This is a genomic window from Shinella sp. WSC3-e (genome assembly GCF_945994535.1).
Lineage (GTDB): Bacteria > Pseudomonadota > Alphaproteobacteria > Rhizobiales > Rhizobiaceae > Shinella > Shinella yambaruensis.
The window spans coordinates 159,376-185,012 of sequence record NZ_OZ000530.1; the positions used below are offsets into that span (position 1 = coordinate 159,376).

General features: G+C 66.7%; 22 protein-coding genes. 17 read left to right on the forward strand and 5 right to left on the reverse strand.

Going from position 1 to position 25,637, the window contains the following annotated elements:
* The first annotated feature begins 4 nt into the window (after positions 1 to 4).
* The 3 genes from AABF56_RS00740 (at position 5) to AABF56_RS00750 (ending at position 5,007) form a co-directional block, all read left to right on the forward strand.
* Positions 5 to 712, forward strand: coding sequence for a glutathione S-transferase C-terminal domain-containing protein (locus AABF56_RS00740; protein ID WP_272804572.1), 708 nt, complete (start codon positions 5 to 7; stop codon positions 710 to 712).
* Between the two features lie 93 nt (positions 713 to 805).
* A complete protein-coding gene (locus AABF56_RS00745; protein ID WP_272804573.1) occupies positions 806 to 2,023 on the forward strand; it encodes an NAD(P)/FAD-dependent oxidoreductase in 1,218 nt (405 codons plus the stop codon).
* Between the two features lie 185 nt (positions 2,024 to 2,208).
* Positions 2,209 to 5,007: a bifunctional diguanylate cyclase/phosphodiesterase gene (locus AABF56_RS00750; protein WP_272804574.1), complete on the forward strand. Its 2,799-nt coding sequence runs from the start codon at positions 2,209 to 2,211 to the stop codon at positions 5,005 to 5,007.
* A 15-nt stretch (positions 5,008 to 5,022) separates the two neighbouring features.
* On the opposite strand, the gene AABF56_RS00755 is transcribed toward AABF56_RS00750, so the two are convergent.
* From AABF56_RS00755 to groES, 3 genes are all read right to left on the reverse strand, one after another.
* On the reverse strand, positions 5,023 to 5,469 hold the full coding sequence (locus tag AABF56_RS00755) for a hypothetical protein (RefSeq protein ID WP_244767909.1): 447 nt from the start codon (positions 5,467 to 5,469) through the stop codon (positions 5,023 to 5,025).
* A gap of 595 nt (positions 5,470 to 6,064) precedes the next feature.
* Entirely contained in the window at positions 6,065 to 7,705 is a 1,641-nt protein-coding gene (gene groL / locus AABF56_RS00760) for a chaperonin GroEL (RefSeq protein WP_272804575.1), read from the reverse strand.
* 53 nt (positions 7,706 to 7,758) lie between these two features.
* Positions 7,759 to 8,055: a co-chaperone GroES gene (gene groES, locus AABF56_RS00765; protein WP_119254427.1), complete on the reverse strand. Its 297-nt coding sequence runs from the start codon at positions 8,053 to 8,055 to the stop codon at positions 7,759 to 7,761.
* Between the two features lie 319 nt (positions 8,056 to 8,374).
* On the opposite strand from groES, the gene AABF56_RS00770 reads away from it, so the two are divergent.
* From AABF56_RS00770 to AABF56_RS00795, 6 genes are all read left to right on the forward strand, one after another.
* Positions 8,375 to 9,223: a TIGR01459 family HAD-type hydrolase gene (locus AABF56_RS00770; protein WP_272804576.1), complete on the forward strand. Its 849-nt coding sequence runs from the start codon at positions 8,375 to 8,377 to the stop codon at positions 9,221 to 9,223.
* Between the two features lie 14 nt (positions 9,224 to 9,237).
* Positions 9,238 to 10,218, forward strand: coding sequence for a bifunctional riboflavin kinase/FAD synthetase (locus AABF56_RS00775; protein WP_272804577.1), 981 nt, complete (start codon positions 9,238 to 9,240; stop codon positions 10,216 to 10,218).
* A 32-nt stretch (positions 10,219 to 10,250) separates the two neighbouring features.
* On the forward strand, positions 10,251 to 10,511 hold the full coding sequence (locus AABF56_RS00780) for a hypothetical protein (RefSeq protein WP_244767905.1): 261 nt from the start codon (positions 10,251 to 10,253) through the stop codon (positions 10,509 to 10,511).
* 125 nt (positions 10,512 to 10,636) lie between these two features.
* On the forward strand, positions 10,637 to 13,528 hold the full coding sequence (gene ileS, locus AABF56_RS00785; protein WP_272804578.1) for an isoleucine--tRNA ligase: 2,892 nt from the start codon (positions 10,637 to 10,639) through the stop codon (positions 13,526 to 13,528).
* A gap of 169 nt (positions 13,529 to 13,697) precedes the next feature.
* On the forward strand, positions 13,698 to 14,312 hold the full coding sequence (locus tag AABF56_RS00790) for a hypothetical protein (RefSeq protein WP_244767903.1): 615 nt from the start codon (positions 13,698 to 13,700) through the stop codon (positions 14,310 to 14,312).
* A 4-nt stretch (positions 14,313 to 14,316) separates the two neighbouring features.
* A complete protein-coding gene (locus AABF56_RS00795) occupies positions 14,317 to 14,802 on the forward strand; it encodes a GNAT family N-acetyltransferase (RefSeq protein WP_272804579.1) in 486 nt (161 codons plus the stop codon).
* A gap of 55 nt (positions 14,803 to 14,857) precedes the next feature.
* Here the strand turns inward: AABF56_RS00795 and AABF56_RS00800 are convergent, their stop codons facing one another.
* Positions 14,858 to 15,301, reverse strand: a complete 444-nt coding sequence (locus AABF56_RS00800; RefSeq protein WP_244767901.1) for a nucleoside deaminase — start codon at positions 15,299 to 15,301, stop codon at positions 14,858 to 14,860.
* Positions 15,302 to 15,371: 70 nt separating this feature from the next.
* On the opposite strand from AABF56_RS00800, the gene AABF56_RS00805 reads away from it, so the two are divergent.
* From AABF56_RS00805 to AABF56_RS00815, 3 genes are read left to right on the forward strand one after another with little or no spacing between them, the layout of a single operon-like run.
* A complete protein-coding gene (locus AABF56_RS00805; protein WP_272804580.1) occupies positions 15,372 to 17,261 on the forward strand; it encodes a pseudouridine synthase in 1,890 nt (629 codons plus the stop codon).
* A gap of 6 nt (positions 17,262 to 17,267) precedes the next feature.
* A complete protein-coding gene (rsmD, locus tag AABF56_RS00810) occupies positions 17,268 to 17,828 on the forward strand; it encodes a 16S rRNA (guanine(966)-N(2))-methyltransferase RsmD (protein WP_272804581.1) in 561 nt (186 codons plus the stop codon).
* Between the two features lie 42 nt (positions 17,829 to 17,870).
* A complete protein-coding gene (locus tag AABF56_RS00815; protein ID WP_272804582.1) occupies positions 17,871 to 18,737 on the forward strand; it encodes a patatin-like phospholipase family protein in 867 nt (288 codons plus the stop codon).
* 205 nt (positions 18,738 to 18,942) lie between these two features.
* Here AABF56_RS00815 and AABF56_RS00820 read toward each other — a convergent pair whose 3' ends face one another.
* Complete coding sequence (locus AABF56_RS00820) at positions 18,943 to 20,727, reverse strand: monovalent cation:proton antiporter-2 (CPA2) family protein (protein ID WP_272804583.1); 1,785 nt, start codon at positions 20,725 to 20,727, stop codon at positions 18,943 to 18,945.
* Positions 20,728 to 20,837: 110 nt separating this feature from the next.
* Here AABF56_RS00820 and AABF56_RS00825 point away from each other — a divergent pair, with 110 nt between their 5' ends.
* The 5 genes from AABF56_RS00825 to AABF56_RS00845 all read left to right on the forward strand — a co-directional run bounded on the left by AABF56_RS00825 (position 20,838) and on the right by AABF56_RS00845 (position 25,463).
* A complete protein-coding gene (locus AABF56_RS00825; RefSeq protein ID WP_272804584.1) occupies positions 20,838 to 22,184 on the forward strand; it encodes a TldD/PmbA family protein in 1,347 nt (448 codons plus the stop codon).
* A 4-nt stretch (positions 22,185 to 22,188) separates the two neighbouring features.
* Entirely contained in the window at positions 22,189 to 22,995 is an 807-nt protein-coding gene (locus tag AABF56_RS00830) for a 3'(2'),5'-bisphosphate nucleotidase CysQ (RefSeq protein WP_244767895.1), read from the forward strand.
* A 61-nt stretch (positions 22,996 to 23,056) separates the two neighbouring features.
* Positions 23,057 to 23,293: a DUF4170 domain-containing protein gene (locus AABF56_RS00835; protein WP_244767894.1), complete on the forward strand. Its 237-nt coding sequence runs from the start codon at positions 23,057 to 23,059 to the stop codon at positions 23,291 to 23,293.
* Positions 23,294 to 23,401: 108 nt separating this feature from the next.
* On the forward strand, positions 23,402 to 24,715 hold the full coding sequence (gene waaA, locus AABF56_RS00840; protein ID WP_272804585.1) for a lipid IV(A) 3-deoxy-D-manno-octulosonic acid transferase: 1,314 nt from the start codon (positions 23,402 to 23,404) through the stop codon (positions 24,713 to 24,715).
* A gap of 13 nt (positions 24,716 to 24,728) precedes the next feature.
* A complete protein-coding gene (locus AABF56_RS00845; RefSeq protein ID WP_272804586.1) occupies positions 24,729 to 25,463 on the forward strand; it encodes an HAD family hydrolase in 735 nt (244 codons plus the stop codon).
* Positions 25,464 to 25,637: the final 174 nt, after the last annotated feature.

Consider the following 25,637-nt stretch of genomic DNA (forward strand, 5'->3'; position numbering starts at 1 on the left):
CGCCTTGTCCGACCTTTCCGCCTTCCCCGTCACCAAGAAGTGGCCCGCCAGGAACCCCGATATCATCCAGCTCTATTCGCTGCCGACGCCGAACGGCGTGAAAGTGTCGATCGCGCTGGAGGAGCTCGGCCTGCCCTATGAGGCGCACCGGATCGAGTTCGGGCCCGAGGGCGTCAAGTCGCCGGACTTCATCTCGCTGAACCCGAACGGCCGCATTCCCGCGATCATCGATCCGGACGGCCCGGACGGCAAGCCGATCGGCCTCTTCGAATCGGGCGCGATCCTCGTCTATCTCGCCGAAAAGACCGGCAAGCTGATCCCGGCCGATGCCGCCGGGCGCTACGAGACGCTCGCCTGGGTCATGTTCCAGATGAGCGGCGTCGGGCCGATGTTCGGCCAGTTCGGCCATTTCTACAAGTTCGCCGCCGACAAGGTGGCCAACAATTCCTATCCTGCCGAGCGTTACCGCGACGAAGCCAAGCGCCTGCTCTCGATCCTCGAAGACCGCCTGAAGGACCGCCGGTGGATCATGGGCGACGAATACACCATTGCGGACATCACGACCTTCCCGTGGATCCGCGGCGCGGATGTCTTCTATGGCGGTCGCGAGGCGCTGGACTATGCAGGCTTCCCGGCCGTGATGGCCTGGCTGGAGCGCTGCCTTGCGCGCCCGGCGGCGCTAAAGGGCCTCGAAATCCCCGCCAAGCCCTGACGCAAACGAAAAATCCGGCGGCGCGGCGATGAGTTGACGCCGCCGGTTCCGGCGCGCTACCTCTCGGAAAACAAGGACGGGACGGAAGACATCGTGACGGGAAGACTGGTTGTTGCGGGCGGCGGTCAGGCCGCCTTTGCCCTGGTTGCCAAATTGCGCGCGCTGAAGGACGAGCGGCCGATCACCATCGTCGCCGCCGAGGCGAGCCATCCCTACCAGCGTCCGCCGCTCTCCAAGAAATACCTGCTCGGCGAGGCCGATCTCGGCCGGCTGATGTTCCGCCCGGAAAGCTGGTATGCGGATAACAATGTCGAGATCCGCCTCTCGACCGAAGTCACCGCCATCGACCGCGCCGCAAGAACGGTGACGCTCAGCGACGGCTCGACGCTGCACTACGGCGTTCTGGCGCTCGCCACCGGCGCGACGCCGCGCCGCCTGCCGGCCGAGATCGGCGGCGACCTCGACGGCGTCTTCACCGTGCGCGACTACCGCGATGCCGATCGCCTCGGCCTCGAAATGCAGGAGGGCCGCCGGGCGCTCGTCGTCGGCGGCGGCTATATCGGGCTCGAGGCGGCGGCGGTCGCGCGGGGCAGGGGGCTGCATGTCACGGTCATCGAGATGGCCGGCCGCATCCTCGCCCGCGTCGCCTCGCCGGCGACCGCCACGATCCTCAAGGCGATCCACACGGCGCGCGGCGTCGATGTGCGGGAAAAGACCGGCCTCGTCCGGCTCCTCGGCGAAAACGGCCGCGTCACCGGGGCGGAACTTTCCGACGGCTTCGTGCTGCCCGTCGACGTGGTGATCGCCGGCATCGGCGTTGCGGCGAACGACAGGCTTGCGCGCGATGCCGGGCTGGAGGTCGCAAACGGCATCGTCGTCGATGCCCATGCCCGCACCTCCGACCCGGCGATCTTCGCCATGGGCGACTGCGCGGTGCTGCCTTTCGAAGGCAACCGCGTGCGGCTCGAATCCGTGCAGAATGCCGTCGACCAGGCGGAGGCCGCCGCCGCGGTCATCGCCGGCGGCGATCTGCCCTACGAGCCGAAACCCTGGTTCTGGTCCGACCAGTATGACGTCAAGCTGCAGATCGCCGGCTTCTGCATGGGGTTCGACGATACCTTCGTACGCTCCGGCGCGCGCGAGGGCAGCGTCTCCGTCTGGTACTTCCGCGCGGGCAGGCTGATCGCCGTCGACGCGGTCAACGATGCCAAGGCCTATGTGGTCGGCAAGAAGCTGATCGAGATGGGCCGCACGCCCGAGCGCGCCGCCCTGGAGGACCCCGCGACGGACCTCAAGGCCCTGACGCTCTGAGCGTGGTGATGCGCACAAGTTGAGCGGAATTTTTGTTACGGATTGGAACAGTTGTACTGTTTTGACTTTTGTTAAGTATGAACCGATGTAGGGCCTGGCGGCCCGGTATCGCCATATCTGAATTCACTCATTTTTTAGGGTTGTCCGGCTGAGTGGGGCCATCTCATTCCCACCGGTGACCTTTCATGCTCCGCATTCTGACCTGCCTGACCGTCGAGCACGACCTCCGTCTCGTCCTGCTCGCAGCCCTTATCTGCTTCCTGTCCTGCTATGTTGCGGTGACGCTGACGCAAAGGGCGCAGGCTGCCAAGGGCATGGCGCGCAATCTCTGGCTCGGGGCGGCCGGCACGTCGAGCGGCTTCGGCATCTGGGCGACGCATTTCATCGCCATGCTGGCCTACGACCCCGGCGTCGTCATGGGCTTCGGCATGGAGCTGACGCTGGTCTCGCTCGGTGTCGCGATCGTCGTGACGACGATCGGCCTTGCCGTCGCCACCTATGTTCCCGGCAGGAGCGCGGCCGTCGCCGGCGGCCTGCTGCTCGGTGCCGGCGTCACCTCCATGCACTATATCGGCATGGCGGCGCTGGAAGTGCCGGGCACCCTCCATTGGGACCTCGCCTATGTGACGGCTTCGGTCGTTTGCGCCGGGCTCTTCGGGGCGCTTGCGCTGGTCTTCTGCATGCGCCCGCAGGCGCGGCTTCGCGACCGGGCGCTCGCCACCGTGCTGATGGCGCTCGGCGTCGTGTCGCTGCATTTCACCGCCATGGCGGCGGTGACGCTCACGCCCGGCCTGGTGCCGGTAAGCGACGACACGATCTTGTCCGTGGGCCTGATGGCGCCGCTGATCGCCGTCGTCGCCTTCTCGCTGCTCTTCACGGGCCTGACGGCGGCCGTCTTCGCGCGGCAGGCCGAGCTTGCGGCAAACGAGAGCATGCGCCAGTTCGCCATGCTGGTGCAGGGCGTCAAGGACTATGCCATCTACATGCTCGATCCGGACGGCCGCGTGGCCAACTGGAACGGCGGCGCCGAGCGCAACAAGGGCTACAAGGCGCACGAGATCGTCGGCCAGCATTTCTCGCGTTTCTACAGCGAGGAGGACCGCGCCGCCGGCGTGCCGGAGCAGGCGCTGGCGATCGCGCGGGAGGAAGGCAAATACGAGAACGAGGGCTGGCGCTATCGCAAGGACGGTTCGCGCTTCTGGGCGAACGTGGTGATGGACGCCATCTACGACACGGGCGGCACGCTTGTCGGCTATGCCAAGATCACCAAGGACGTGACGAAGGAAAAGGCCGATGCCGACCGTCTCGCCGAGGTGACGAAGAACCTCGACCTGGCGCTGGAAAACATGTCGCAGGGCCTCTGCCTGTTCGACAAGGACGAGCGCCTGCTGCTCGCCAACAAGCGCTACAGCGAGATCTTCGGCTTCCCGGAAGGCCGTATCCGCCCCGGCATGACGCTGCGCGAGATCGTCGACCAGGGCGTCGCCGACGTCTTCGTCGATCCCGAGGTCTGGCAGCCGCGGGCGCGCGACATGTATGCGCGCCGCCGCGCCGCCATCCAGGCCAATGACGGCGGCGTGATCGTCGAGAAGCTGGCAAGCGGCATTTCCGTGCAGCTGCGCTATCGCACGCTGCCGGACGGCGCGTGGGTCGCCACCTATGAGGACGTGTCCGAGCGCCTGCGCTCGGAGGAGCAGATCTCCTTCCTCGCCCGCCATGACAGCCTGACGGGCCTGCCGAACCGCGCAAGCTTCAACAACCGCCTCGAAGCCGATCTCGATTCGGCGAAGCGCTTCGGCGGCAAGGTCGCGGCGATCGGCATCGACCTCGACAAGTTCAAGGAAATCAACGACACGCGCGGCCATGCCGCGGGCGACGAGGTGCTGATGACGCTTTCGAAGCGCATGCAGGCCTGCCTTGAGGCCGATGAGACGGTCGCCCGCTTCGGCGGCGACGAGTTCGCCGCGGCAAAGCGCTTTGAGGATGTGTCCGACCTCCACGATTTCATCCAGCGGCTGGAAGCCTGCCTCCACGAGGAAATCCGCATCGACGGCTACGATATCAAGCCGGGTGCCAGCCTCGGCGTGGCGATCTATCCGCAGGATGCCGACAATCTCGAGGCCCTGCTCAACAATGCCGACCTTGCCATGTATCGCGCCAAGGAAGCACTGACCGAGCGGGTCTGCTTCTACGAGGTCTCGATGGACGAGGCCGCCCGCAGCCGCCGCCTCATCGCAAACGATCTGTGGCAGGCGGTGGAGCGCAACGAGCTCCAGCTCCACTACCAGGTGCAGAAGGCGGTCACCACCGGGGATACGATCGGTTACGAGGTGCTGCTGCGCTGGCACCATCCGATGCGCGGCACGATCCCGCCGGGCGAGTTCATCCCGATCGCGGAAGAGTGCGGCGCCATCCTGCCGATCGGCGAATGGGTGCTGCGCGAGGCCTGCCGCGAGGCCGCGACCTGGGACAACGACCACAAGATCGCCGTCAACCTGTCGCCGGTGCAGCTCGGCAATGCCGATGTCGCCGACCTCGTGCACCGCGTGCTGCTGGATACGGGCCTCAGCCCGCACCGGCTGGAGTTGGAAATCACCGAATCGACCATCATCGGCGACAAGGAGCGGGCCCTCCAGACGCTCCGCCGCATCAAGGCCTTCGGCGTCACCATCGCCATCGACGATTTCGGCACGGGCTATTCCTCGCTGGAAACCCTGCGCGCCTTCCCCTTCGACAAGATCAAGCTCGATCGCAGCTTCATGAGCGAGGTGGAGGCGAGCCCCGAGGCGAAGGCCATCATCCGCGCCATCCTGGCGCTCGGCCAGACGCTGCGCGTGCCGGTCCTGGCGGAAGGCGTGGAGACGCGCAGCCAGCTCGACATCCTGCTCGACGAGGGGTGCGACGAGGCCCAGGGCTACTTCCTCGGCCGTCCGGTGCCGGTGGAGCGCATCCGCACGGGGCCGGAGGCGAGCGAGGCGGCGTGAGGCTTGGCAGCACCCCTACTGCCGCTTGAAGCGGCGGCCGGCGAGGTCGATCTGGAAACGGGGGAAGATGAAGACGCCGATGATGGAGCCGGCATACTTCTCCTCCAGGCCCGTCGATTCCCCGACGCAGAACACCGGCTGGCGCGGTGCGCCGTCGAGATGGATGGTCGTCGAGAAGCAGAAGGATGACGAGGACGCGGCCGCCTGCTCGAAGAGTTCCAGCACGCGCGTGCGGTCGAGTGGCTCGTAGCAGCGGATGAGGTTCAGGAGGCCGCAGGTGCGCTGCGGCAGGCCATGCGCCAGCGCCGCCTTGTCGCCCAGCATGAAGAGTCCGTTGGAAAGATCGCCGGTCCAGCGCTCCGTCACGCAATATTGCGTGAGCAGTTCGTTGTCTGTTTCGTCGAACCCCATCGAGCCCGGCAGAAAGGGCGACGAGAGATCAGTCTTGATTATCTTGAACACCTACGACCTCAGGCAGTTGCTCGAATTTAGCCGACATGTCCCGCCCTTGACGGCGCAAGACATGCTAAAAAGCAGTCCCGGCTGACAACCATCGAAGCCCGCCGAACCACTTTCTTATGTACTGAACTGCATCCGGCTCCGTCTGTGCTATCGGATCGGACGTACGCGCGAAGACCGCCGCTGACCTTCATGCAGGTCTTCCGGCGGTTTCTTTCCAGTGCTTGGGGACATCCGGCTGCACGACAAATCGACTGTAGTCCCGTCGAGTTTCAGCGGCTGAATCCCCCGTGAATCTTTAAAGTTCACTTGGAGCGTCTTTATAGTTGGTTTTTTGATGCCATCAACGGCTTTTTGATAATTATTGTACAATTGGAAAAATTCTTTTCACGGCAACGATACAGATGCCGCCCGTCGTTCAAATGCAAAAGGGGCGGCCCGAAGACCGCCCCTTCCGAACTGAACCGGTTGGCTCAGATGTGCAGGCTTTCGCCTGTCACATCATGTCCATGCCGCCAGTTCAGCGCGCTTGACGCGCTGAACCAACTTTAGTGCATGGGCGAAGCTTGATGGTCATGCTGCGATAGGCTTGCGCCTATCACATCATGTCCATGCCGCCCATGCCGCCCATGCCGCCCGGCATACCGGCCGGAGCGTCCTTCTTCGGAAGCTCGGCGATCATGGCTTCCGTCGTGATCAGCAGCGAAGCGACCGAAGCGGCGTTCTGGAGCGCCGTGCGGACAACCTTGACCGGGTCGACGATGCCGAGCGAGATCAGGTCGCCGTATTCGCCGGTCTGGGCGTTGTAGCCGTAGTTGTCTTCGTTCTTGTCGAGGATCTTGCCGACGACGATGGAGGCTTCGTCACCAGCGTTTTCCGCGATCTGGCGAACCAGCGACTGGAGAGCCTTGCGCACGATGTTGATGCCGGCTTCCTGGTCGTCGTTCTCGCCCTTGGCGGCGATCTTCGTGGAAGAACGGAGCAGGGCCACGCCGCCGCCCGGTACGATGCCTTCCTGAACGGCAGCGCGCGTCGCGTTGAGCGCGTCGTCGATGCGGTCCTTCTTTTCCTTCACTTCGACTTCCGTCGAGCCGCCGACGCGGATGACGGCAACGCCGCCGGCGAGCTTGGCAAGGCGTTCCTGCAGCTTCTCGCGGTCGTAGTCGGAGGTGGTTTCCTCGATCTGGGCCTTGATCTGCGCGACGCGGCCTTCGATTTCCGCCTTCTGGCCGGCACCGTCGACGATCGTCGTGTTTTCCTTGGAGATCGAAACCTTCTTGGCACGGCCGAGCATGTCGAGCGTGACGTTTTCGAGCTTGATGCCGAGGTCTTCGGAGATGACCGTGCCGCCCGTCAGGATGGCGATGTCTTCGAGCATGGCCTTGCGGCGGTCGCCGAAGCCCGGAGCCTTGACGGCAGCGATCTTGAGGCCGCCGCGCAGCTTGTTGACGACGAGCGTCGCGAGGGCTTCGCCTTCGACGTCTTCAGCGACGATGACCAGCGGCTTGCCGGTCTGGACGACGGCTTCGAGGACCGGGAGCATCGCCTGGAGGTTCGAGAGCTTCTTCTCGTGCAGGAGAATGTAGGCGTCTTCGAGGTCGGCGACCATCTTTTCCGGGTTGGTCACGAAGTAGGGCGACAGGTAGCCGCGGTCGAACTGCATGCCTTCGACGACTTCGAGTTCGGTCTCGGCGGTCTTGGCCTCTTCAACCGTGATGACGCCTTCGTTGCCGACCTTCTGCATGGCTTCGGCAATGTCGAGACCGACCTGCTTGTCGCCGTTCGCGGAGATCGTGCCGACCTGGGCGACTTCTTCCGAAGTGTTGATCTTCTTGGCCTTGGCCTGGAGATCCTTGACGACTTCGGCGACGGCGAGATCGATGCCGCGCTTCAGGTCCATCGGGTTCATGCCGGCGGCAACGGCCTTGTGGCCTTCGCGAACGATCGCCTGGGCGAGAACGGTCGCGGTCGTCGTGCCGTCGCCGGCGATGTCGTTGGTCTTGGAAGCGACTTCACGGACGAGCTGGGCGCCCATGTTCTCGAACTTGTCGTCCAGTTCGATTTCCTTGGCGACGGAAACGCCGTCCTTGGTGATGCGCGGAGCGCCGAAGGACTTGTCGATGACGACGTTGCGGCCCTTCGGGCCGAGCGTTACCTTCACTGCGTCTGCGAGGACGTCGACGCCACGCAGCATCTTTTCGCGCGCGGTGCGGCCGAATTTGACTTCTTTGGCTGCCATTGTGAGAACTCCTGAAGAGGTGTCAGCTGAATTGGGAAGGGATTACCGGCGGATCAGCCGATGATGCCCATGATGTCGGCTTCCTTCATGATCAGAAGGTCTTCGCCGTCGAGCTTGACTTCGGTGCCCGACCACTTGCCGAACAGGACGCGGTCGCCGGCCTTGACGTCGAGCGCGACGACCTTGCCGCTTTCATCGCGGGCGCCGGAGCCGACGGCGACGACTTCGCCTTCCTGCGGCTTTTCCTTGGCGGTGTCCGGAATGATGATGCCGCCCTTGGTCTTGGCTTCGGATTCGACGCGACGAACGACGACGCGATCGTGAAGCGGGCGGAAGGTGGTGCTTGCCATTGTCTTATCCCTCGATCAAATGACATTGCGGATCGCGAGATGGATCCGGTGGATTGATGTTAGCACTCGCCTTTCGTGAGTGCTAGCGATGCCGAGATAGGCGGCTGGGCGTTTGGAGTCAAGAACGGCGCCTGCAAAATTTTTCGCCCGGTATGGTTACCGCAGCCGCCAGATGGGAGCGTCATCGCACGCCATCAAGACGGCGCGGTGAATTTTCATCCGTTTGCCCGCCGATGGGGCAAAAATGTGCGGAGAGGCTTGTTTTCTTGCCGTCGCTTTGCAATGTCAGCCGGGCTCGATCTCGACACGGGAATCCCTTATGGCTCACCGCATCCAATCCTTCCGCGACATCACGCAGCATTATGACGTGGTCCTTTGCGACGTCTGGGGCGTCCTGCACAATGGCGTCGAAGCCTTCTCCCATGCTTCCGAAGCGCTCGCCGCCGCGCGCGCGGCCGGGCTGACGGTCGTGCTGATCACCAATTCCCCGCGCCCGCATCCGGGTGTGAAAGTGCAGATCCGCGGCCTTGGCGTGACGGATGACGCCTACGACCGGATCGTCACGTCCGGCGACGTCACCCGCGCGCTGATCGCCGGGGGGCCGAAGAACATCTACTTCATCGGCGCCGAAAAGGACCTGCCGCTGCTCGACGGCCTCGGCGTCGAGCCGGTCGGGCTGGAGGAGGCCGGCATCGTCGTCTGCGCGGGCCTGCGCAGCGACGAGACGGAAACCGTCGAGGATTATCGCGCCGAGCTGACGGCGCTCGCGGCGCGGGAACTGCCCTTCATCTGCGCCAATCCCGACCTCGTCGTCGAGCGCGGCCACAAGCTCATTCCCTGTGCCGGCGCGATCGCCAAGCTCTATGAGGAGCTGGGCAGCGCCACCCGGATCGCCGGCAAGCCGCACCGCCCGATCTACGAGAAATCGATCGCCGAGGCGCGCGAGGTGCGCGGTGATTTCGACCTCTCGCGGGTGATCGCCATCGGCGACGGCATGCCGACGGACGTGCGCGGCGCGGAGGCCTTCGGGCTCGACGTGCTGTATATTTCGGGTGGCATCCACGCGCAGGACTATGTCGAGGGCGGTCGCACGGACGAGGCGAAGCTGGAGGCCTTCCTGAAACGCGAGGGCGCCCACCCGAAATGGTGGATGCCCCGGTTGCAGTGACGGAGACGGTCGTCATGACGGTGTTTCACAGGAACGAGACGAGGGAGCCGCTGCCGGAGCACCTGCGCGGCGGCGTCGTCGCCATCGGCAACTTCGACGGCGTGCATCGCGGCCACCAGGCCGTTCTGCAGCGGGCGCTCGATATCGCCGCCGAGCGCGGCATTCCCGCCCTGGTGCTGACCTTCGAGCCGCATCCGCGCACGGTCTTCCGGCCCGAGCGCCCGGTCTTCCGCCTGACGCCGGCGCCGCTGAAGGCCCGCATTCTCGAAGGCATGGGTTTTTCCGCCGTCATCGAATACCCGTTCGACCGCAGCTTCTCCGAAATCTCCGCGCACGATTTCATCCGCACCGTCCTGATGGACTGGTTGCACGCGTCCGAGGTCGTCACCGGCTTCGATTTCCACTTCGGCAAGGGCAGGGAAGGCGGGCCGGCCTTCCTGATGGCCGCCGGCCAGGAAAACGGTTTCGGCGTCACGCTGGTCGATGCCTTCCGCGACGAGAACGCCTCCGTCATCTCCTCCAGCTTCATCCGTGCCCTGCTCGGCGAAGGCGCGGTTGCGGAAGCCGCCGGCCAGCTCGGCTACCGCTACACGGTGGAGGCCGAGGTCATCGACGGCAAGAAGCTCGGCCGCACGCTCGGCTATCCGACCGCCAACATGCAGCTTCCGCCGGAAGTGGAACTGCGCAGCGGCATCTACGCCGTGCGCTTCCGCCGGCCCGACGGAAGCCTCCACGACGGCGTCGCCAGCTACGGCCGCCGCCCGACGGTCGATGCGAACGGCGCGCCGCTGCTCGAAACCTTCCTCTTCGATTTCTCCGGCGACCTCTACGGCGAGGTCTGCGCCGTCTCCTTCTTCGGCCACTTGCGCGACGAACTGAAGTTCGACGGCCTCGATGCGCTCGTCGTGCAGATGAAGCGCGACGAGGAGGAGGCACGGGCGCTGCTCTCCGGTGTTTCGCCGCTGGGACCGATCGACCGGCGGCTCTGTTTCTGATCGCAAGCGACGGCCTTACCGTCGGCAATTTGTTGACGAATCTTGCCCCATTCTCCTTCGTCATCCTCGGGCTTGACCCGAGGATCCATTTTTTTCAACGGCTTATGGATCCTCGGGTCAAGCCCGAGGATGACGAAGGAGAGGTCTGGCAGTCTTTGTCAGCGTCCCGCCGCGGCTTTGCCGCTCGTCATGTCTTTTCAAACCGCCCAAAACGCCGTAAGACCGCGCGCATGATGCTCGACCGGCTGACCATCGATCTGCGAATTAGTGGCCCGGCCTTCCGCGCGCTCTGAGCGAGGCCGGAAGGTCCGGGATTTCGGGCGTTTCGAAAGCGCCCCCGCCGTCAGTGCCCATTGCATGACCTGACACCTTCCCCGCATGCGCGAAAGATGCGCGCGACGAGACGATAGCCATACCCATGACCGATACGCCCGAAAAAGTCGACTATTCCTCCACCCTCTACCTGCCGCAGACGGATTTCCCGATGCGCGCCGGCCTGCCGCAGAAGGAGCCGGAAACGGTGGCCCGCTGGCAGAAGATGGGTCTCTACAAGAAGCTGCGCGCCTCCGCCGCCGGCCGCGAAAAATTCGTGCTGCACGACGGCCCGCCCTATGCCAACGGCAACATCCATATCGGCCACGCGCTGAACAAGATCCTCAAGGACGTCATCAACCGCTCGTTCCAGATGCGCGGCTATGACGCCAACTACGTGCCCGGCTGGGACTGCCACGGCCTTCCGATCGAATGGAAGATCGAGGAGAAGTACCGCGAGAAGGGCAAGAACAAGGACGAGGTGCCGGTCAACGAATTCCGCAGGGAATGCCGCGACTTCGCCACCGGTTGGATCAAGATCCAGTCGGACGAGTTCAAGCGCCTCGGCATCGAGGGCGACTTCGACAATCCCTACACGACGATGAATTTCCACGCCGAGGCCCGCATCGCCGGCGAACTGCTGAAGATCGCGAAATCCGGTCAACTCTACCGCGGCTCCAAGCCCGTCATGTGGTCGGTCGTCGAGCGCACGGCGCTGGCGGAAGCCGAAGTGGAATATGCCGACGTCGAGAGCGACATGATCTGGGTTAAGTTCCCGATCGTGGACGGTGCCGCCGACCTTCAGGGCAATTATGTCGTCATCTGGACGACCACGCCCTGGACGATCCCCGGCAACCGCGCCATCGCCTTCTCCTCGCGCTATCCCTACGGCCTGTTCGAAGTCGAAAGCGCGCAGAACGATTTCGGCCCGCAGCCCGGCGAGAAGCTGATCTTCGCGACGCGTCTTGCCGATGAGGCAGCCGCGAAGGCGAAGCTCACCTTCAGGTTCGTGCGCGATATCGAGCCGGCCGAACTCGCCGCGCTCACCTGCGCCCATCCGCTGAAGGACCTCGGCTACACGTTCCCGGTCCCGCTGCTCGACGGCGACCATGTCACCGACGACGCCGGCACCGGCTTCGTGCATACGGCACCCAGCCACGGCCGCGAGGACTTCGATGCCTGGACGGCCAAGGCCCGCGAACTGGAAGCGCGCGGCATCTCCTCGAAAATCCCGTTCCCGGTCGACGACGCCGGCTTCTACACGGCAGACGCCCCCGGCTTCGAAGGCGCGCGCGTCATGGACGACAACGGCAAGAAGGGCGATGCCAACGAGCGCGTCATCAAGGCATTGATCGCCTCCGACACGCTGTTCGCCCGCGGGCGGCTGAAGCATTCCTACCCGCATTCCTGGCGCTCCAAGAAACCGGTGATCTTCCGCAACACGCCGCAATGGTTCGTCTACATGGACAAGGAACTCGGCGACGGCACGACGCTGCGCTCGCGTTCGCTCGCGGCGATCGACGACACCCGCTTCGTGCCCGCCACCGGCCAGAACCGCCTGCGCGCCATGATCGAGAGCCGCCCGGACTGGGTGCTGTCGCGCCAGCGCGCCTGGGGCGTGCCGATCGCCGTCTTCGCCGACGAGAACGGCGAGGTCCTGGTCGACGATGCCGTCAATGCCCGCATCATCGAGGCCTTCGAGAAGGAGGGCGCCGACGCCTGGTTCGCCGAGGGCGCCAAGGAGCGCTTCCTCGGCAATGACCATGATCCGGCCAGGTGGACGCAGGTCATGGACATCCTCGACGTCTGGTTCGATTCGGGCTCGACGCACACTTTCACGCTCGAGGACCGCCCGGACCTGAAATGGCCGGCCGACGTCTATCTCGAAGGCTCCGACCAGCACCGCGGCTGGTTCCACTCCTCGCTGCTCGAAAGCTGCGCGACGCGCGGCCGCGCGCCCTATAACGCCGTCATCACCCATGGCTTCACCATGGACGAGAAGGGCGAGAAGATGTCGAAGTCCAAGGGCAACGTCGTCTCGCCGCAGGACGTGATGAAGGAATCGGGCGCCGACATCCTGCGCCTCTGGGTGATGACGACGGACTACTGGGAAGACCAGCGCCTCGGCAAGACGATCATCCAGACCAACATCGACGCCTACCGCAAGCTGCGCAACACGGTGCGCTGGATGCTGGGAACGCTGGCGCACGACACGGGCGAGGAGATCGCCCATGCCGACATGCCGGAGCTGGAAAGGCTGATGCTGCATAGGCTGTCGGAACTCGACGCGCTCGTGCGCGAGGGCTATGACGCGTTCGATTTCAAGAAGATCGCCCGCGCGCTGATCGACTTCTCCAATGTCGAGCTCTCGGCCTTCTACTTCGACGTTCGCAAGGATGCGCTCTACTGCGATGCCCCGTCCTCGCTGAAGCGTCGCGCGGCGCTCTGCGTCATCCGCAAGCTGTTCGAATGCCTCGTCACCTGGCTCGCCCCCATGCTGCCCTTCACGATGGAAGAGGCCTGGCTGTCGCTGAGGCCCGATGCCGTCTCGGTGCACCTTGAGCAGTTCCCGGCGGTTCCGGCCGAATGGCGCGACGATGCGCTCGAAGCCAAGTGGGAGAAGATCCGCGCCGTGCGCTCGGTCGTCACCGGCGCGCTGGAGATCGAGCGCCGCGAGAAGCGCATCGGTGCTTCGCTGGAGGCCGCCCCGGTCGTCTCGATCGCCGATCCGGAGCTGCTTGCCGCCCTCGAAGGCCAGGATTTCGCGGAGATCTGCATCACCTCGGCCATCAGCGTGGTTGCCGGCGAAGGCCCGGCCGAGGCCTTCCGCCTGGCGGACGTCGCCAAGGTCGCCGTCGAGCCGAAGCTGGCGGAAGGCCGCAAATGCGCCCGGTCCTGGCGCATCACGACGGATGTCGGCAGCGATCCGGACTACCCGGACGTCTCGGCCCGCGATGCGGCTGCGTTGCGCGAGATCGGCTTCCGCCGCGCGGCATAAACGCCTCGGCTCTGTTGACGGCCGGCGCTTTCCGGCCGTCAATCTTCCCGGGTGAATTGCGCTTGCCGCCGTCATCCGGTAATGCTGCCTGAAAATGGTCGGATTTTTCCGCCATGGGACGGCGGCCGTGCCTGGGCCTTGGGCCGCCGGCCTTGCTGGAAGGGTATTCATGGGAATGACGCGAAATATTCGGGTGCGCACCGGCCTGGTCGGTCTCTTGGGCGCAAGCTTCGTTCTGACCGGCTGCATGGGGCCGACCTACGGCACGGGCAAGAGCACCGGCGAGCAGCTGGTGGAGGACCTCGGCAACGCCGCCATGTTCCGCCGCAGCAACGAAGAGGCGAAGAATATCCGTTACCAGCCCCGCGGCGGCCTAGTCGTGCCGAAGGACGCGGGCGCGCTCAGCGAGCCGCAGCAGTCCGTCGCCAACAAGGACAATCCGGCGTGGGTCGAGAGCCCGGAGGACATGCGCGAGCGCCTGCGCGCCGAGGCGGATGAAAACAGCTCGAACATCAACTACCGCTCGCCGCTCGCCTCGCAGGGCACGACGACCCGCAAGCTGTCCGCTTCCGAGCAGACGGCCGCCTACCGTGAGGCACGCCGCCTGCAGATGGGGGCCTATGCCGACAAGCGCCGCTACCTGAGCGATCCGCCGCTGGATTACCGCCGCCTTCCCGAGGAGGCCCAGGCCGATCTCGGCGAGCCGGAGCGTGTCAAGGAGCGCCGCCGCAAGAAGGAAGCCAAGGCGGCCAAGCAGAGCGGTTCCTCCTGGTGGCCGTTCTAAGTCCGTGACGGACTATCGCATTCGGGCGGCATCGGCGGGCGATGCCGCGACCATCCTGCGTTTCATCCGCGAACTTGCCGACTACGAAAACGCCCTCGACGAGGTCGTCGCGACGGAAGAGACCGTCGCCGCCTCGCTGTTCGGCGAGGGGTCCGTCACCCGTGCGGTGATCTGCGAGACGGAGGAGGGCGAGCCGGCCGGTTCCGCCGTCTTCTTCAAGACCTATTCGACCTGGCAGGCGAAGAACGGGCTCTACCTCGAGGACCTTTACGTGACGCCCGCCCATCGCGGCGCCGGCGTCGGCAGGATGCTGCTGCGCCATCTCGCTCGCATCGCGGTGGAGGAGGGCTGCGGGCGTTTCGAATGGAGCGTACTCGACTGGAACGCGCCGGCCATCGGCGTCTACGAGGCACTCGGCGCAGAACCGCAGTCGGAATGGATCCGCTATCGCCTCGACGGCGACAAGCTGGAGAAGTTCGCGACCGGATGAAATATGGAGCGTTTTCGCAATTCTCAGGAAAAGCGGAAATGCTCCAAAAGCCCGGTCAGCGCCGCTCGGCAAAAAAATCCTTCAGGATCGCCGCCGCTTCCAGGCCGCCGATGCCGGAATAGACGTCCGGCGCGTGATGGCAGGTCGGCTGGGCGAAGAAGCGCACGCCATTGTCCACCGCGCCGCCCTTCGGGTCTTCCGCGCCGTAGTAGAGCCGGCGGATACGGGCGAAGGAAATGGCGGCGGCGCAGAGCGTGCACGGCTCCAGCGTCACGTAGAGGTCGGCGCCGGCGAGGCGTTCCTGCCCGAGCTTGCCGGCGGCCGCGCGGATGACGGCGACCTCGGCATGGGCGGTCACGTCGTTCTCCGCCCGCGTGCGGTTGCCGGCGCGCGCGATGACCGCGCCGTCCATCACCAGCACCGCCCCGACCGGCACCTCGCCCCGGGCGCCGGCGGCGCGGGCTTCCTCAAGCGCGATCTCCATGAAGCGATTTGTCATGAGCGGCACGAATTCCTCTTAACCCCGGACGCCTGACCTGATAGGACACGGCAAAACGCAGGCAACACAAATGACATCCAAAGACAAGCCAAAACGGCCGGGCGCCAAGCCCGCGGGCCGTGATCACAAGCCGCGCGGCGCATCGGCCGCAGCGGGCAAGAAGCCCTTTTCCGCCGGCAAGCCGTCGGACGCCAAGAAGCCGTTCGCGGGCAAGTCCGCCCCGCGCGACGGCAAGCCCGCCCGTGCCACCAAGCCGGCGCCCGCCGCACCCGCCAGCGCCGAGCTGGCGCCGGAGCGCATCTCCAAGCTCTTGGCGCGCGCCGGCGTCGCCTCGCGCCGCGATGTCGAGCGCATGATCATGGAGGGCCGGGTCAGCGTGAACGGCACGGTGCTGGACACGCCCGTGCTCAACGCCACGCTTGCCGATCATATCGAAGTGGACGGCGTGCCGATCCGCGGCATCGAGCGCACGCGCCTCTGGCTCTACCACAAGCCGGCCGGCCTGGTGACGACCAATGCCGACCCCGAGGGCCGCCCGACCGTTTTCGAGAACCTGCCCGAGGACCTGCCGCGCGTCATGTCCGTCGGCCGCCTCGACATCAACACCGAAGGCCTCCTGCTCTTGACCAATGACGGCGGCCTCGCGCGCATGCTGGAGCTGCCGACCACCGGCTGGCTGCGGCGCTACCGCGTGCGCGCCCACGGCAAGATCGAGCAGGCCGATCTCGACAAGCTGAAGGAGGGCATCGCCGTCGACGGCGTGCTCTACGGCGCGATCGATGCGACGCTCGACAAGACGCAGGGCACCAATGTCTGGCTGACGCTGGGGCTTCGCGAAGGCAAGAACCGCGAGGTCAAGAACGTGCTCGGCGCGCTCGGCCTCGACGTGAACCGCCTGATCCGCATCTCCTACGGCCCGTTCCAGCTCGGCGAACTGCCGGAAGGCCATGCCCAGGAGATCCGCGGCCGCACGCTGCGCGACCAGCTCGGCCCGCGCCTCATCGAGGAATCCAAGGCGAATTTCGACGCGCCGCTGTTCGACCATGCATCGGTCGACGCGGACGAGAAGCCGGCGCCGAAGAGCCGTAGCGAGGCTCCGGCCTGGGGCGAAAAGCCGGCCGGCCGGCGCGAGAAGCCGGAGGACCGCCGCGAGAAGGCGCGCGCCCGCCTCGACACCCGGCGCGACGACCGCTTTGCCGACAAGCCGCAGGGCGGCGGCCGTGGCCGCGACGAGGACCGTTTCGACAGCAAGCCGAAGCGCGAACCGGCCGTGCGCGCCCGCAAGTCGAATGTCTGGATGGCGCCCGGCGCCCGTCCCGTTGCCGAGAAGAAGGCGGAAGCCGCCGAGGGCGTGAAGCGCGAGCCGCGCGAGCGCCCCGAAGGCGCGCCGAAGACCAAGCGCTACGGCCGCACCGCCGATGGCGCGCTGACGCGTTCGGCGAAGAAGTTCGACCCGGACCGCAAGGGCCCGGCCCGCGGCCGTCCCGGCGACGACCGGGCGGAAAAGCCGCGCATCCTGAAGACGCGTGACGAGGATGGCGAGTGGATCCGCGCCAGCGCGCCTGAAACCGGCGATCGTGGTGATGAGGGCCGCGGCGGTTTCGGCCGCAAGCGCTCCGGCGCCGGCGACGACCGCTCTTCCCGTGATTTCGGTGACCGCCCGCCGCGCGGCGATCGCCGGCCGCGCGCAGAGGGCGAGCGCTCCTTCGGTGACCGCCCGGCCCGTGGCGACCGCAAGCCGCGCGCGGAAGGGGAGCGTTCCTTCGGGGATCGCAAACCCCGCGCAGAGGGCGAACGGTCCTTCGGGGACCGCCCGCCGCGCCGCGATGGCGGCAAGCCGTTCGGCGGAAAACCCGGCGGCAAATCCTTCGGCGGCAAGCCGGGCGGGCGGCCTTCGGGCGGCAAGCCCGGTGGTGGCCGTCCGGCAGGCGGCAGCCGCCCGCGCGGCAAGGGGAAGTAAGCGGCCGTGCGCATCGTCGGCGGTGAATTCCGCGGCCGGTCGCTGACGACGCCGAAGTCGGACGACATCCGCCCGACGACCGACCGCACGCGCGAAAGCCTGTTCAACATCCTCTCGCACGCCTATCCCGAAGCGCTCGACGGCACGCGCGTGCTCGATCTCTTCGCCGGCACCGGCGCCGTCGGCCTGGAGGCGCTGTCGCGCGGCGCGCGCGCGGTGCTCTTCGTCGAACAGGGCGTCGAGGGCAGGGGGCTCCTGCATTCCAACATCGAGGCGCTCGGCGTGATCGGCCGCGCGAAGATCTTCCGGCGCGATGCGACGGCGCTCGGCGGCGTCGGCACGATGGAGCCGTTCCACCTGCTCTTCGCCGATCCGCCCTATGCCAAGGGCCTCGGCGAGCGGGCGCTCGACGCGGCAGCCCGCGGCGGCTGGCTCGTCGGCGGCGCCCTTGCGATCCTCGAGGAGCGTGCCGATATTCAGCCTGCCGTCATCGATGGCTACGAATTGCTGGAGGTCCGCACCTTCGGCGACACGCGCATGCATTTCTACCGCTATCGCCCCGGCTGATCCTTTCGCCGGCGCTGCCGAAACGAACCGGAGACCTGAGCCATGACCGACGCCCTCGTTTCCGCAAACCAGCCGCAAGCCGACGGCCCGACCGTCGCCATCGCGCTTGGCGGCGGCGGCGCGCGCGGGCTTGCCCATATCCATGTCATCGAGGTGCTGGACGAACTCGGCATCCGCCCGGTGCTGATCTCCGGCGCGTCGATCGGCGCCGTCATGGGCGCGGCAAGGGCGGCCGGCATGACGGGCCGGGAGATCCGCGAGCACACGCTGGCCGCCATCGGCCATCCGGGCCGCATCATGAACCGCCTCTGGAGCCTCCGGCCCACCCGCTTTTCCGAGGTCGTCGCCCGCGGCTTCCGCGTCGGCCAGTTCGACCTGGAGCGCATCCTCAAGGCCTTCCTGCCGGAAAGGCTGCCGGAGACCTTCGAGGGGCTTTCCATTCCCCTGAAGATCGTCACCGCGGATTATTACGCGCAGTGCGAATGCGTCTGCGACAGCGGCCCGCTCTTGCCGGCGATCGCCGCCTCCGCCGCGCTGCCCGCCGTCTTCCGCCCGGTGGTGATAGACGGCCGGGTGATGATCGACGGCGGCCTGTGGAACCCGGTGCCCTTCGATCATCTCCTCGGCAAGGCGGACATCACCATCGGCGTCGACGTCATCGGCCACCCGCCCGCCGGCACGGCCGGCATGCCCAACAGCATCGACAGCCTCTACGGCGCCACCCAGCTCACCATGCGCTCCATCGTCACGCTGAAGCTGGAAAAGGGCGCGCCGGACATTTTCCTCCGCCCCGATGTCGGCCGCTTCCGCGTGCTCGATTTCGTCAGGGCCGAAGAGGTGCTGGCCGCCTCCGCGGGCATCCGCGACGAGTTGAAACGGGCGCTCGACGAGAAGCTGTCGGCGGTTTGAGGCGACGGTCATAGTCCGCAGCCGGGATACCCCCCTCTGCCCTGCCGGGCATCTCCCCCTCAAGGGGGGAGATTGGATGGGGCGGTGTCTCGCCCATCTCCAGCATTGCTGATCGAGCAGGTCTTTTGCGTCTTGCCGATCTCTCCCCTCAAAGGGGGAGATGCCCGGCAGGGCAGAGGGGGGCTTTCCGGGTGACGGCCCGCCCTCAGGCACTCTCCTCCTCGTCCAGCGCCAGCTTCCTCGGCTTGACCAGCGGCTCCGGCTTCACCGGCTTGCTGTGCAGCATGTGCCGGCCGGCGGCAAGGCCCTCGACGGCCTGCAGCTCCAGCCGGTCGAGGTCGCGGCGGCGGATGTCGTCGCCGATCGCCTGGGCGTCGTCCGGCTCCACGCCGAGCTCCTCCAGCGTTTCCCGGCCGAAGACGAGGGCGGATTCGAAGGTCTCGCGCACGTCGTGCTGCACGCCCCGCCCGCGCAGCGACAGCGTGTGCACCCGGTCGTAGGAGCGCACGAAGAGCGTGGCATTGGGATATTCCGACTGCACGAGGTCGACGATGCGATCCGTCGTCGCCTTGCCCTGGGTGCAGATGGCGACGACCTTGGCCCGTTCGATGCCGGCGGCGCGCAGCACGTCCTTGCGCGTGCCGTCGCCGAAATAGATGCGAAAACCGAAACTCGCCGCCTGGCGCACGCGGTCGGTCGAATGGTCGATGACGGTGACCTCGCGCCCGCCGGCAAGAAGGATCTGCGCGGCGATCTGGCCGAAGCGGGAAAAGCCGATCATCAGCACGTCCGCGCCCGCGCCCTCGAAATCCTCCTCCATCTCCTCCTCGATGTCCGCGACGATGAGGAAGCGCGAGAGCGCCGCGGCGATCGGCGTCAGCGCCATGGAGATGGTGACGATGGCGATGAGCAGCGAGGCGAGGCCGCCGGAAAAGATGCCGGCGGCCGCGGCCGCGGTGAACAGCACGAAGCCGAACTCGCCGCCCTGCGGCAGCACGAGCGCGATGCGCACCGCGTCATTGTGCGGGGAGCCGGTGAGGCGGCAGAGGCCGTAGATGACGAGGCTCTTCACCAGCATCACGGCGGGCGTGGCGATGAGGATCGTCAGCCAGCTGGAGAAGACGACGTCGAGATGCAGCGACAGGCCGACGGCCATGAAGAACAGGCCGAGCAGGATGCCGCGGAACGGCTCGACATCCGCCTGCAGTTCATGGCGATAGGAAGAATCGGCGAGCAGCACGCCGGCGAGGAACGCGCCCATGGCCATGGAGAGCCCGGCCATCTGAAGGAGCATGGCCGCGGCCAGCACGACGAAGAGCGCGGCGGCGATCATCGCCTCGCGCGCGCCGGTACGGGCGATCACCTGGAACAGCGGGTTGAGAAGGTAGCGGCCGGCGGCAAACAGCGCCGCGATGGCGCCGATGGCGATAAGGAAGTCCTCGAAGGCTGTCGTCGTGTCCTGCGGCGCCTGCTCGGCGAGCAGCGGGATCAGCGCCAGCAGGGGCACGATGGCGAGGTCCTGCAGGAGCAGCATGGAAAAGGCTCGCTGGCCGTAGCGCGTGTTGGTGTCGCCCCGTTCGTCGAGAATCTGCATGGCGAAGGCGGTGGAGGAGAGCGCAAGGCCGAAGCCGATGATCAGCGCCCCGTCCCACCGTTCGAGGCCGAAGGCGAGCGTCAGGCCGGCCAGCGCAAGGCCGGTCACGACGACCTGTGCCATGCCGAGCCCGAAGATGTCGCGCCGCATCGCCCACAGACGCGAGGGCTTCAGCTCCAGCCCGATCAGGAAGAGCAGGAAGACGACGCCGAGTTCGGCGACGCCCAGCAGTTCCTCGCCGTCGCGGATCTGGTGCAGGATCGGGCCGATCACCACGCCGGCGGCGAGATAGCCCAGAATGGTGCCGAGACCCAGCCGCTTGAAGATCGGCGCGGCCAGCAGCGCCCCGCCGAGCATCATGAGGACCTCGTTATACGGGCTGTGGGTATAGGCCATGCGGAGGGCTTTCTTCTGAAGGGACGCCGGCAACGCGGCAAAAAAGGAGCGGCCTCCCTTGATGCCCGTGCGACTGCACAATAAATGGGGCAGCAAAGAAAGGCCAAGTCATGTCAGAGACGATCGATTCCGCAAGCCTTCTCGCGCGTGCCGGTGAACTCATCGACCGCGCCGTTCAAGCAGGGGCGGATGCGGCCGATGCCGTCGTCGTCCGGGGCCGCTCCTCCTCCGTCAGCGTGCGGCTCGGCAAGGTCGAGGGCACCGAAGCCTCCGAGAGCGACGACTTCTCGCTGCGCGTCTTCGTCGGCAGGCGCGTCGCCAGCGTCTCGGCCAATCCGGGCTTCGACCTGAAGGTGCTCGCCGAGCGCGCCGTCGCCATGGCCAAGGCATCGCCGGAAGACCCCTATGCCACGCTCGCCGACAAGGCCGATCTCGCCAGGGACTGGCCGGACCTCGAGCTCTTCGACCCGACCGAGGTCTCGGCCGAGCAACTGGCCGAGGCGGCGCTTGCCGCGGAGGCCGCCGCGCTTGCCGTCCTCGGCATCACCAATTCCGGCGGCAGCGGGGCCTCGGCCGGCATGGGCGGCCTGGTGCTCGCCACCTCGCACGGCTTTTCCGGCGCCTATAGCGCCAGCCGCTTCGGCCGCTCCGTCAGCGTCATCGCGGGCGAGGGCACGAAGATGGAGCGCGACTACGACTTCGATTCGTGCCTCTATTTCGCCGATCTGCGCGATGCCGGGGACATCGGCCGCGAGGCGGCCGCCCGCGCCGTGCGCCGGCTCAACCCGCGCCAGGTGCCAACGGCGAAGAACGTCACCGTCGTCTACGATCCGCGCGTTGCGCGCGGCATCGCCGGCCATATCGCGGGCGCGATCAACGGCGCCGCCGTCGCCCGCAAGACGAGCTTCCTGCGCGACCGCATGGGCCAGCAGGTGCTGAAGGCGGGCCTGTCCGTCACCGACGATCCGCTGATCGTGCGCGGTTCGTCCTCGCGCCCTTTCGACGGCGAGGGTGTGCGCGGCCAGCGCCTCACGATGATCGAGGATGGCGTGCTCAAGCACTGGTTCCTCTCCACCTCGACAGCCAACGAGCTCGGCCTGAAAACCAACGGGCGTGGCGTGCGCGGCGGCACGGCGGTCAACCCGGCCTCGACGAACCTTGCGCTCGAGCCAGGCGACATTTCGCCGGAGGACCTGATCCGCTCCGTCGGCACCGGCTTCTATGTCACCGAGCTGATCGGCCAGGGCGTCAACATGGTGACGGGCGAATATTCCCGCGGCGCCTCCGGTTACTGGATCGAGAACGGCGAGCTGACCTTCCCCGTCTCGGAGGTGACGATCGCCTCCAACCTCGTCGACATGTTCCTGCGCATCACGCCGGCAAGCGATATCGACCGCTCGTTCGGCGTCGCCGCGCCGACGCTCGCCATCGAAGGCTTGACGCTTGCCGGGACGTGAGACCATGCCGAGCCCCGCCACCGCCTGGACCGCCGACCTCGATCTTCTCACCGGCGCCGCGCGGCTTGCGGGGGCCCGGGCGCTCGACTTCTTTCGCAAGGGACCGGAGGTCTGGTGGAAGAACGGCGGCCGTTCGCCGGTGAGCGCGGCCGATTTCGCGGCCAACGACATCCTCAAGAAGGAGCTGCTCTCCGCCCGGCCTAACTACGGCTGGCTCTCGGAGGAGACCGACGACGATGCCGGCCGGCTCGACTGCGAGACGGTCTTCGTCATCGACCCGATCGACGGCACGCGCGCCTTCATCGCCGGCAAGGACGTCTGGTGCGTCAGCGCCGCCGTCGTGCACAGGGGCCGCCCGGTCGCCGGCGTCCTCTTCGCGCCCGCGCTCGACGAGCTCTTCACCGCGGCGGCGGGCGGCGCGGCGCTGAAGAACGGCCAGCCCATCCGTGCGACCGATCCGGACGCCGCCCGCCCGACGCGCATCGCCGCGCCGGAGGACATGGCGCACGGCATCGACCGCTACATGATCGGCGGCGTCCAGCGCATCTCCCATGTGCCCTCGCTCGCCTATCGCCTGGCCATGGTGGCGGACGGGCGCATCGACGCGACATTGGTGAAACGCAATTCGCACGACTGGGACCTGGCGGCCGCCGATCTCATCCTCGCGCAGGCCGGCGGGGCGCTTGTCATGCTCGACGGCGAGGCGCTGTCCTACAACCGGCCGACCGTCAGCCACGAGACGCTGGCCGCGGCCGGATTTTCCCGGCTTTCCGGGCTTGTCGAGGCCTCCCGGCACCTTGCCGGCCATTGACCTTTGGTGCGGAATACCGCAAACCCATTGCCGAAATCGGCATCATAAAAAGAGAGAAGACATGACCGAAAGCAAAGAACCGAAACAGCTCCTGCATCTGGTCTTCGGCGGCGAACTGACGACGCTGACGGACATGCAGTTCCGCGATCTCAACGATCTCGATATCGTCGGAATCTTCCCCGACTATGCCTCCGCGCTCGTCGCCTGGAAGTCGAAGGCACAGCAGACCGTGGACAATGCGCACATGCGCTATTTCATCGTGCACATGCACCGGCTTCTGGATCCGCAGCAGAACTGAGGCGCGTTTCCCGACACCGTTCCGCGCGGCTTGAGGCCGCGCCGAACCAGAGACCGGACCTTCCATGATCCCGAACAAGACGAAAGCCGCAACCAAGGGCACCTGCGCATGAGCCGGCGCCTCGCCCGTTTCGCGCTTTCGCTTTACCGCTGGGGCGGCGTCGCGCTCTATCCGATCGTCAGCCCCTATCTCACGTTCCGGGCCGCCAAGGGCAAGGAAGACCGCTCCCGCCGCCGCGAGCGCTACGGCTATGCCAGCGTCGTGCGCCCGCCGGGGCCACTGGTCTGGTTCCATGCGGCCAGCGTCGGCGAGACCAATGCGGTAATCCCGCTCATCAAGGAAGTGCGCCGCCGCGGCATCGCCGTGCTCTTGACGACGGGCACGATCACCTCCGCCAAGGTCGTGCGCGGCCGCCTGGGCACGGATGTCATCCACCAGTATGTGCCGCTCGACCTGAAGCCGGCGATCAGCCGGTTCCTGGAATACTGGCATCCGGACCTTGCCATCATGGCGGAGTCGGAGATCTGGCCGATGACCATCCTCGAGCTCGGCAAGCGCCACATCCCGCAGGTCCTGGTCAACGGGCGCATCTCGGATCGCTCCTTCCCGCGCTGGAAGCGGCGCCATGCCATCGCCGACGCCATCTTCGAGAATTTCGCCCTCGTCATCGCCCAGTCGGAGCTCGATGCCGACCGGTTCCGCACGCTCGGCGCCCTGCCGGTGCTGGTCTCCGGCAACCTCAAGGTCGACACGGACGCACCGCCGGCCGATTCCGCCGTGCTGCGCAGCTATCTCGACCAGATCCAGGGCCGGCGCACCTGGGCGGCGATCTCCACCTTCGAGGGCGAGGAGGCGGCCGCCGGCGATGTGCACCGGGTGCTGAAGGAGCGCACGGGCCTGCTCACCATCATCGTGCCGCGCCATCCCGAGCGCAGCGACGCCATTGCCGACATGCTGGAGGCACGGGGCCTGAAGGTCGCCCGCCGCACGCGCGGCGACGCCCTGACGCCGCAGACCGACATCTTCCTCGGCGATACGATCGGCGAGATGGGCCTCTACCTCCGCATGACGGAGATCGCCTTCGTCGGCCGCTCGCTGTTCGCCGAAGGCGGGCAGAACCCGCTGGAACCGGCCATGCTCGGCTGCGCGATCCTGTCCGGCGGCAATGTGCAGAATTTCCGCGAGGCCTACCAGCAGCTCGCCCGCAACGGCAGCGCCAAGATGGTGCGCGACACGGAGATGCTGGCCAAGGGCGTGCACTACCTCCTGATGAACGACGAGATGCGCAAGCAAATGATCGAGGCCGGGCAGGAGACCGTGCAGGAGATGCGCGGGGCGCTGCGCGCCACCATCAAGGGGCTGGAGCCCTACATCAACCCGCTCACCGTGAAGGCGCGCCTGCATCCGCGCCAGACGTCCTGACGAAAGGCGTGTCATGTCCAAGGCTGAGACCATTTCCGGCATCCTCTTCGACAAGGACGGGACCCTGCTCGACTATGCCAAGAGCTGGGTGCCGGTGAACTACGAGCTCGCGCGCATCGCCGCCGCCGGCGACGAGGCGCTGGCCCGCACGCTGCTTCTGGCCGGCGGCATGGACCCCGACACCGGCTATGTCACGCCCGACAGCCTGCTTGCCGCCGGCAACACGGTGGAGATCGCCGCGGGCATGGTCGCGGCCGGCGCGCCCTTCACGGTGGAGGCGTTGGCAACCCATTTCGACAGCCTCTTCGCCAATTCGGCCCAGCTCGCCGTCGCCGTCACGGACCTTGCGCAGTTCTTCGCCACCATGCATGCCCGCGGCTACTGGCTCGGCGTCGCCTCCAGCGACAACGAGGCCTCGATCCGCGCGACGGCGAAGCGCTTCGGTTTCGAGGGTTACCTGCACTATGTCGCCGGTTACGACAGCGGCTTCGGCACCAAGCCGCAGCCGGGCATGGTGCTCGGCTTCTGCGCCGCGACGGGCCTTGCGCCGCACCAGGTCGCCGTCGTCGGCGACAACAACCACGACATGCATATGGGCCGCAATGCCGGCGCGGGCCTCAACGTCGCGGTGCTGACGGGCACCGGCTCGCGGGAATCGCTGTCGGACGCCTCCGATTATTGCCTTGCCGATATCACCGAGCTCGTCCCGCTCCTGCCCGAGGCGGCCATCGCGCGTCCGGTGGCGTGAGCGGGTTGGGCTACCCCCCTCTGGCCTGCCGGCCATCTCCCCCTCAAGGGGGGAGATTGGATGTAGCAGCGCTCTGCGCGTCTTTAACGTCGCGAATTGAGCGAGGTTCACGCCGCTTGTCGATCTCCCCCCTTGAGGGGGAGATGCCCGGCAGGGCAGAGGGGGGTATGCGCC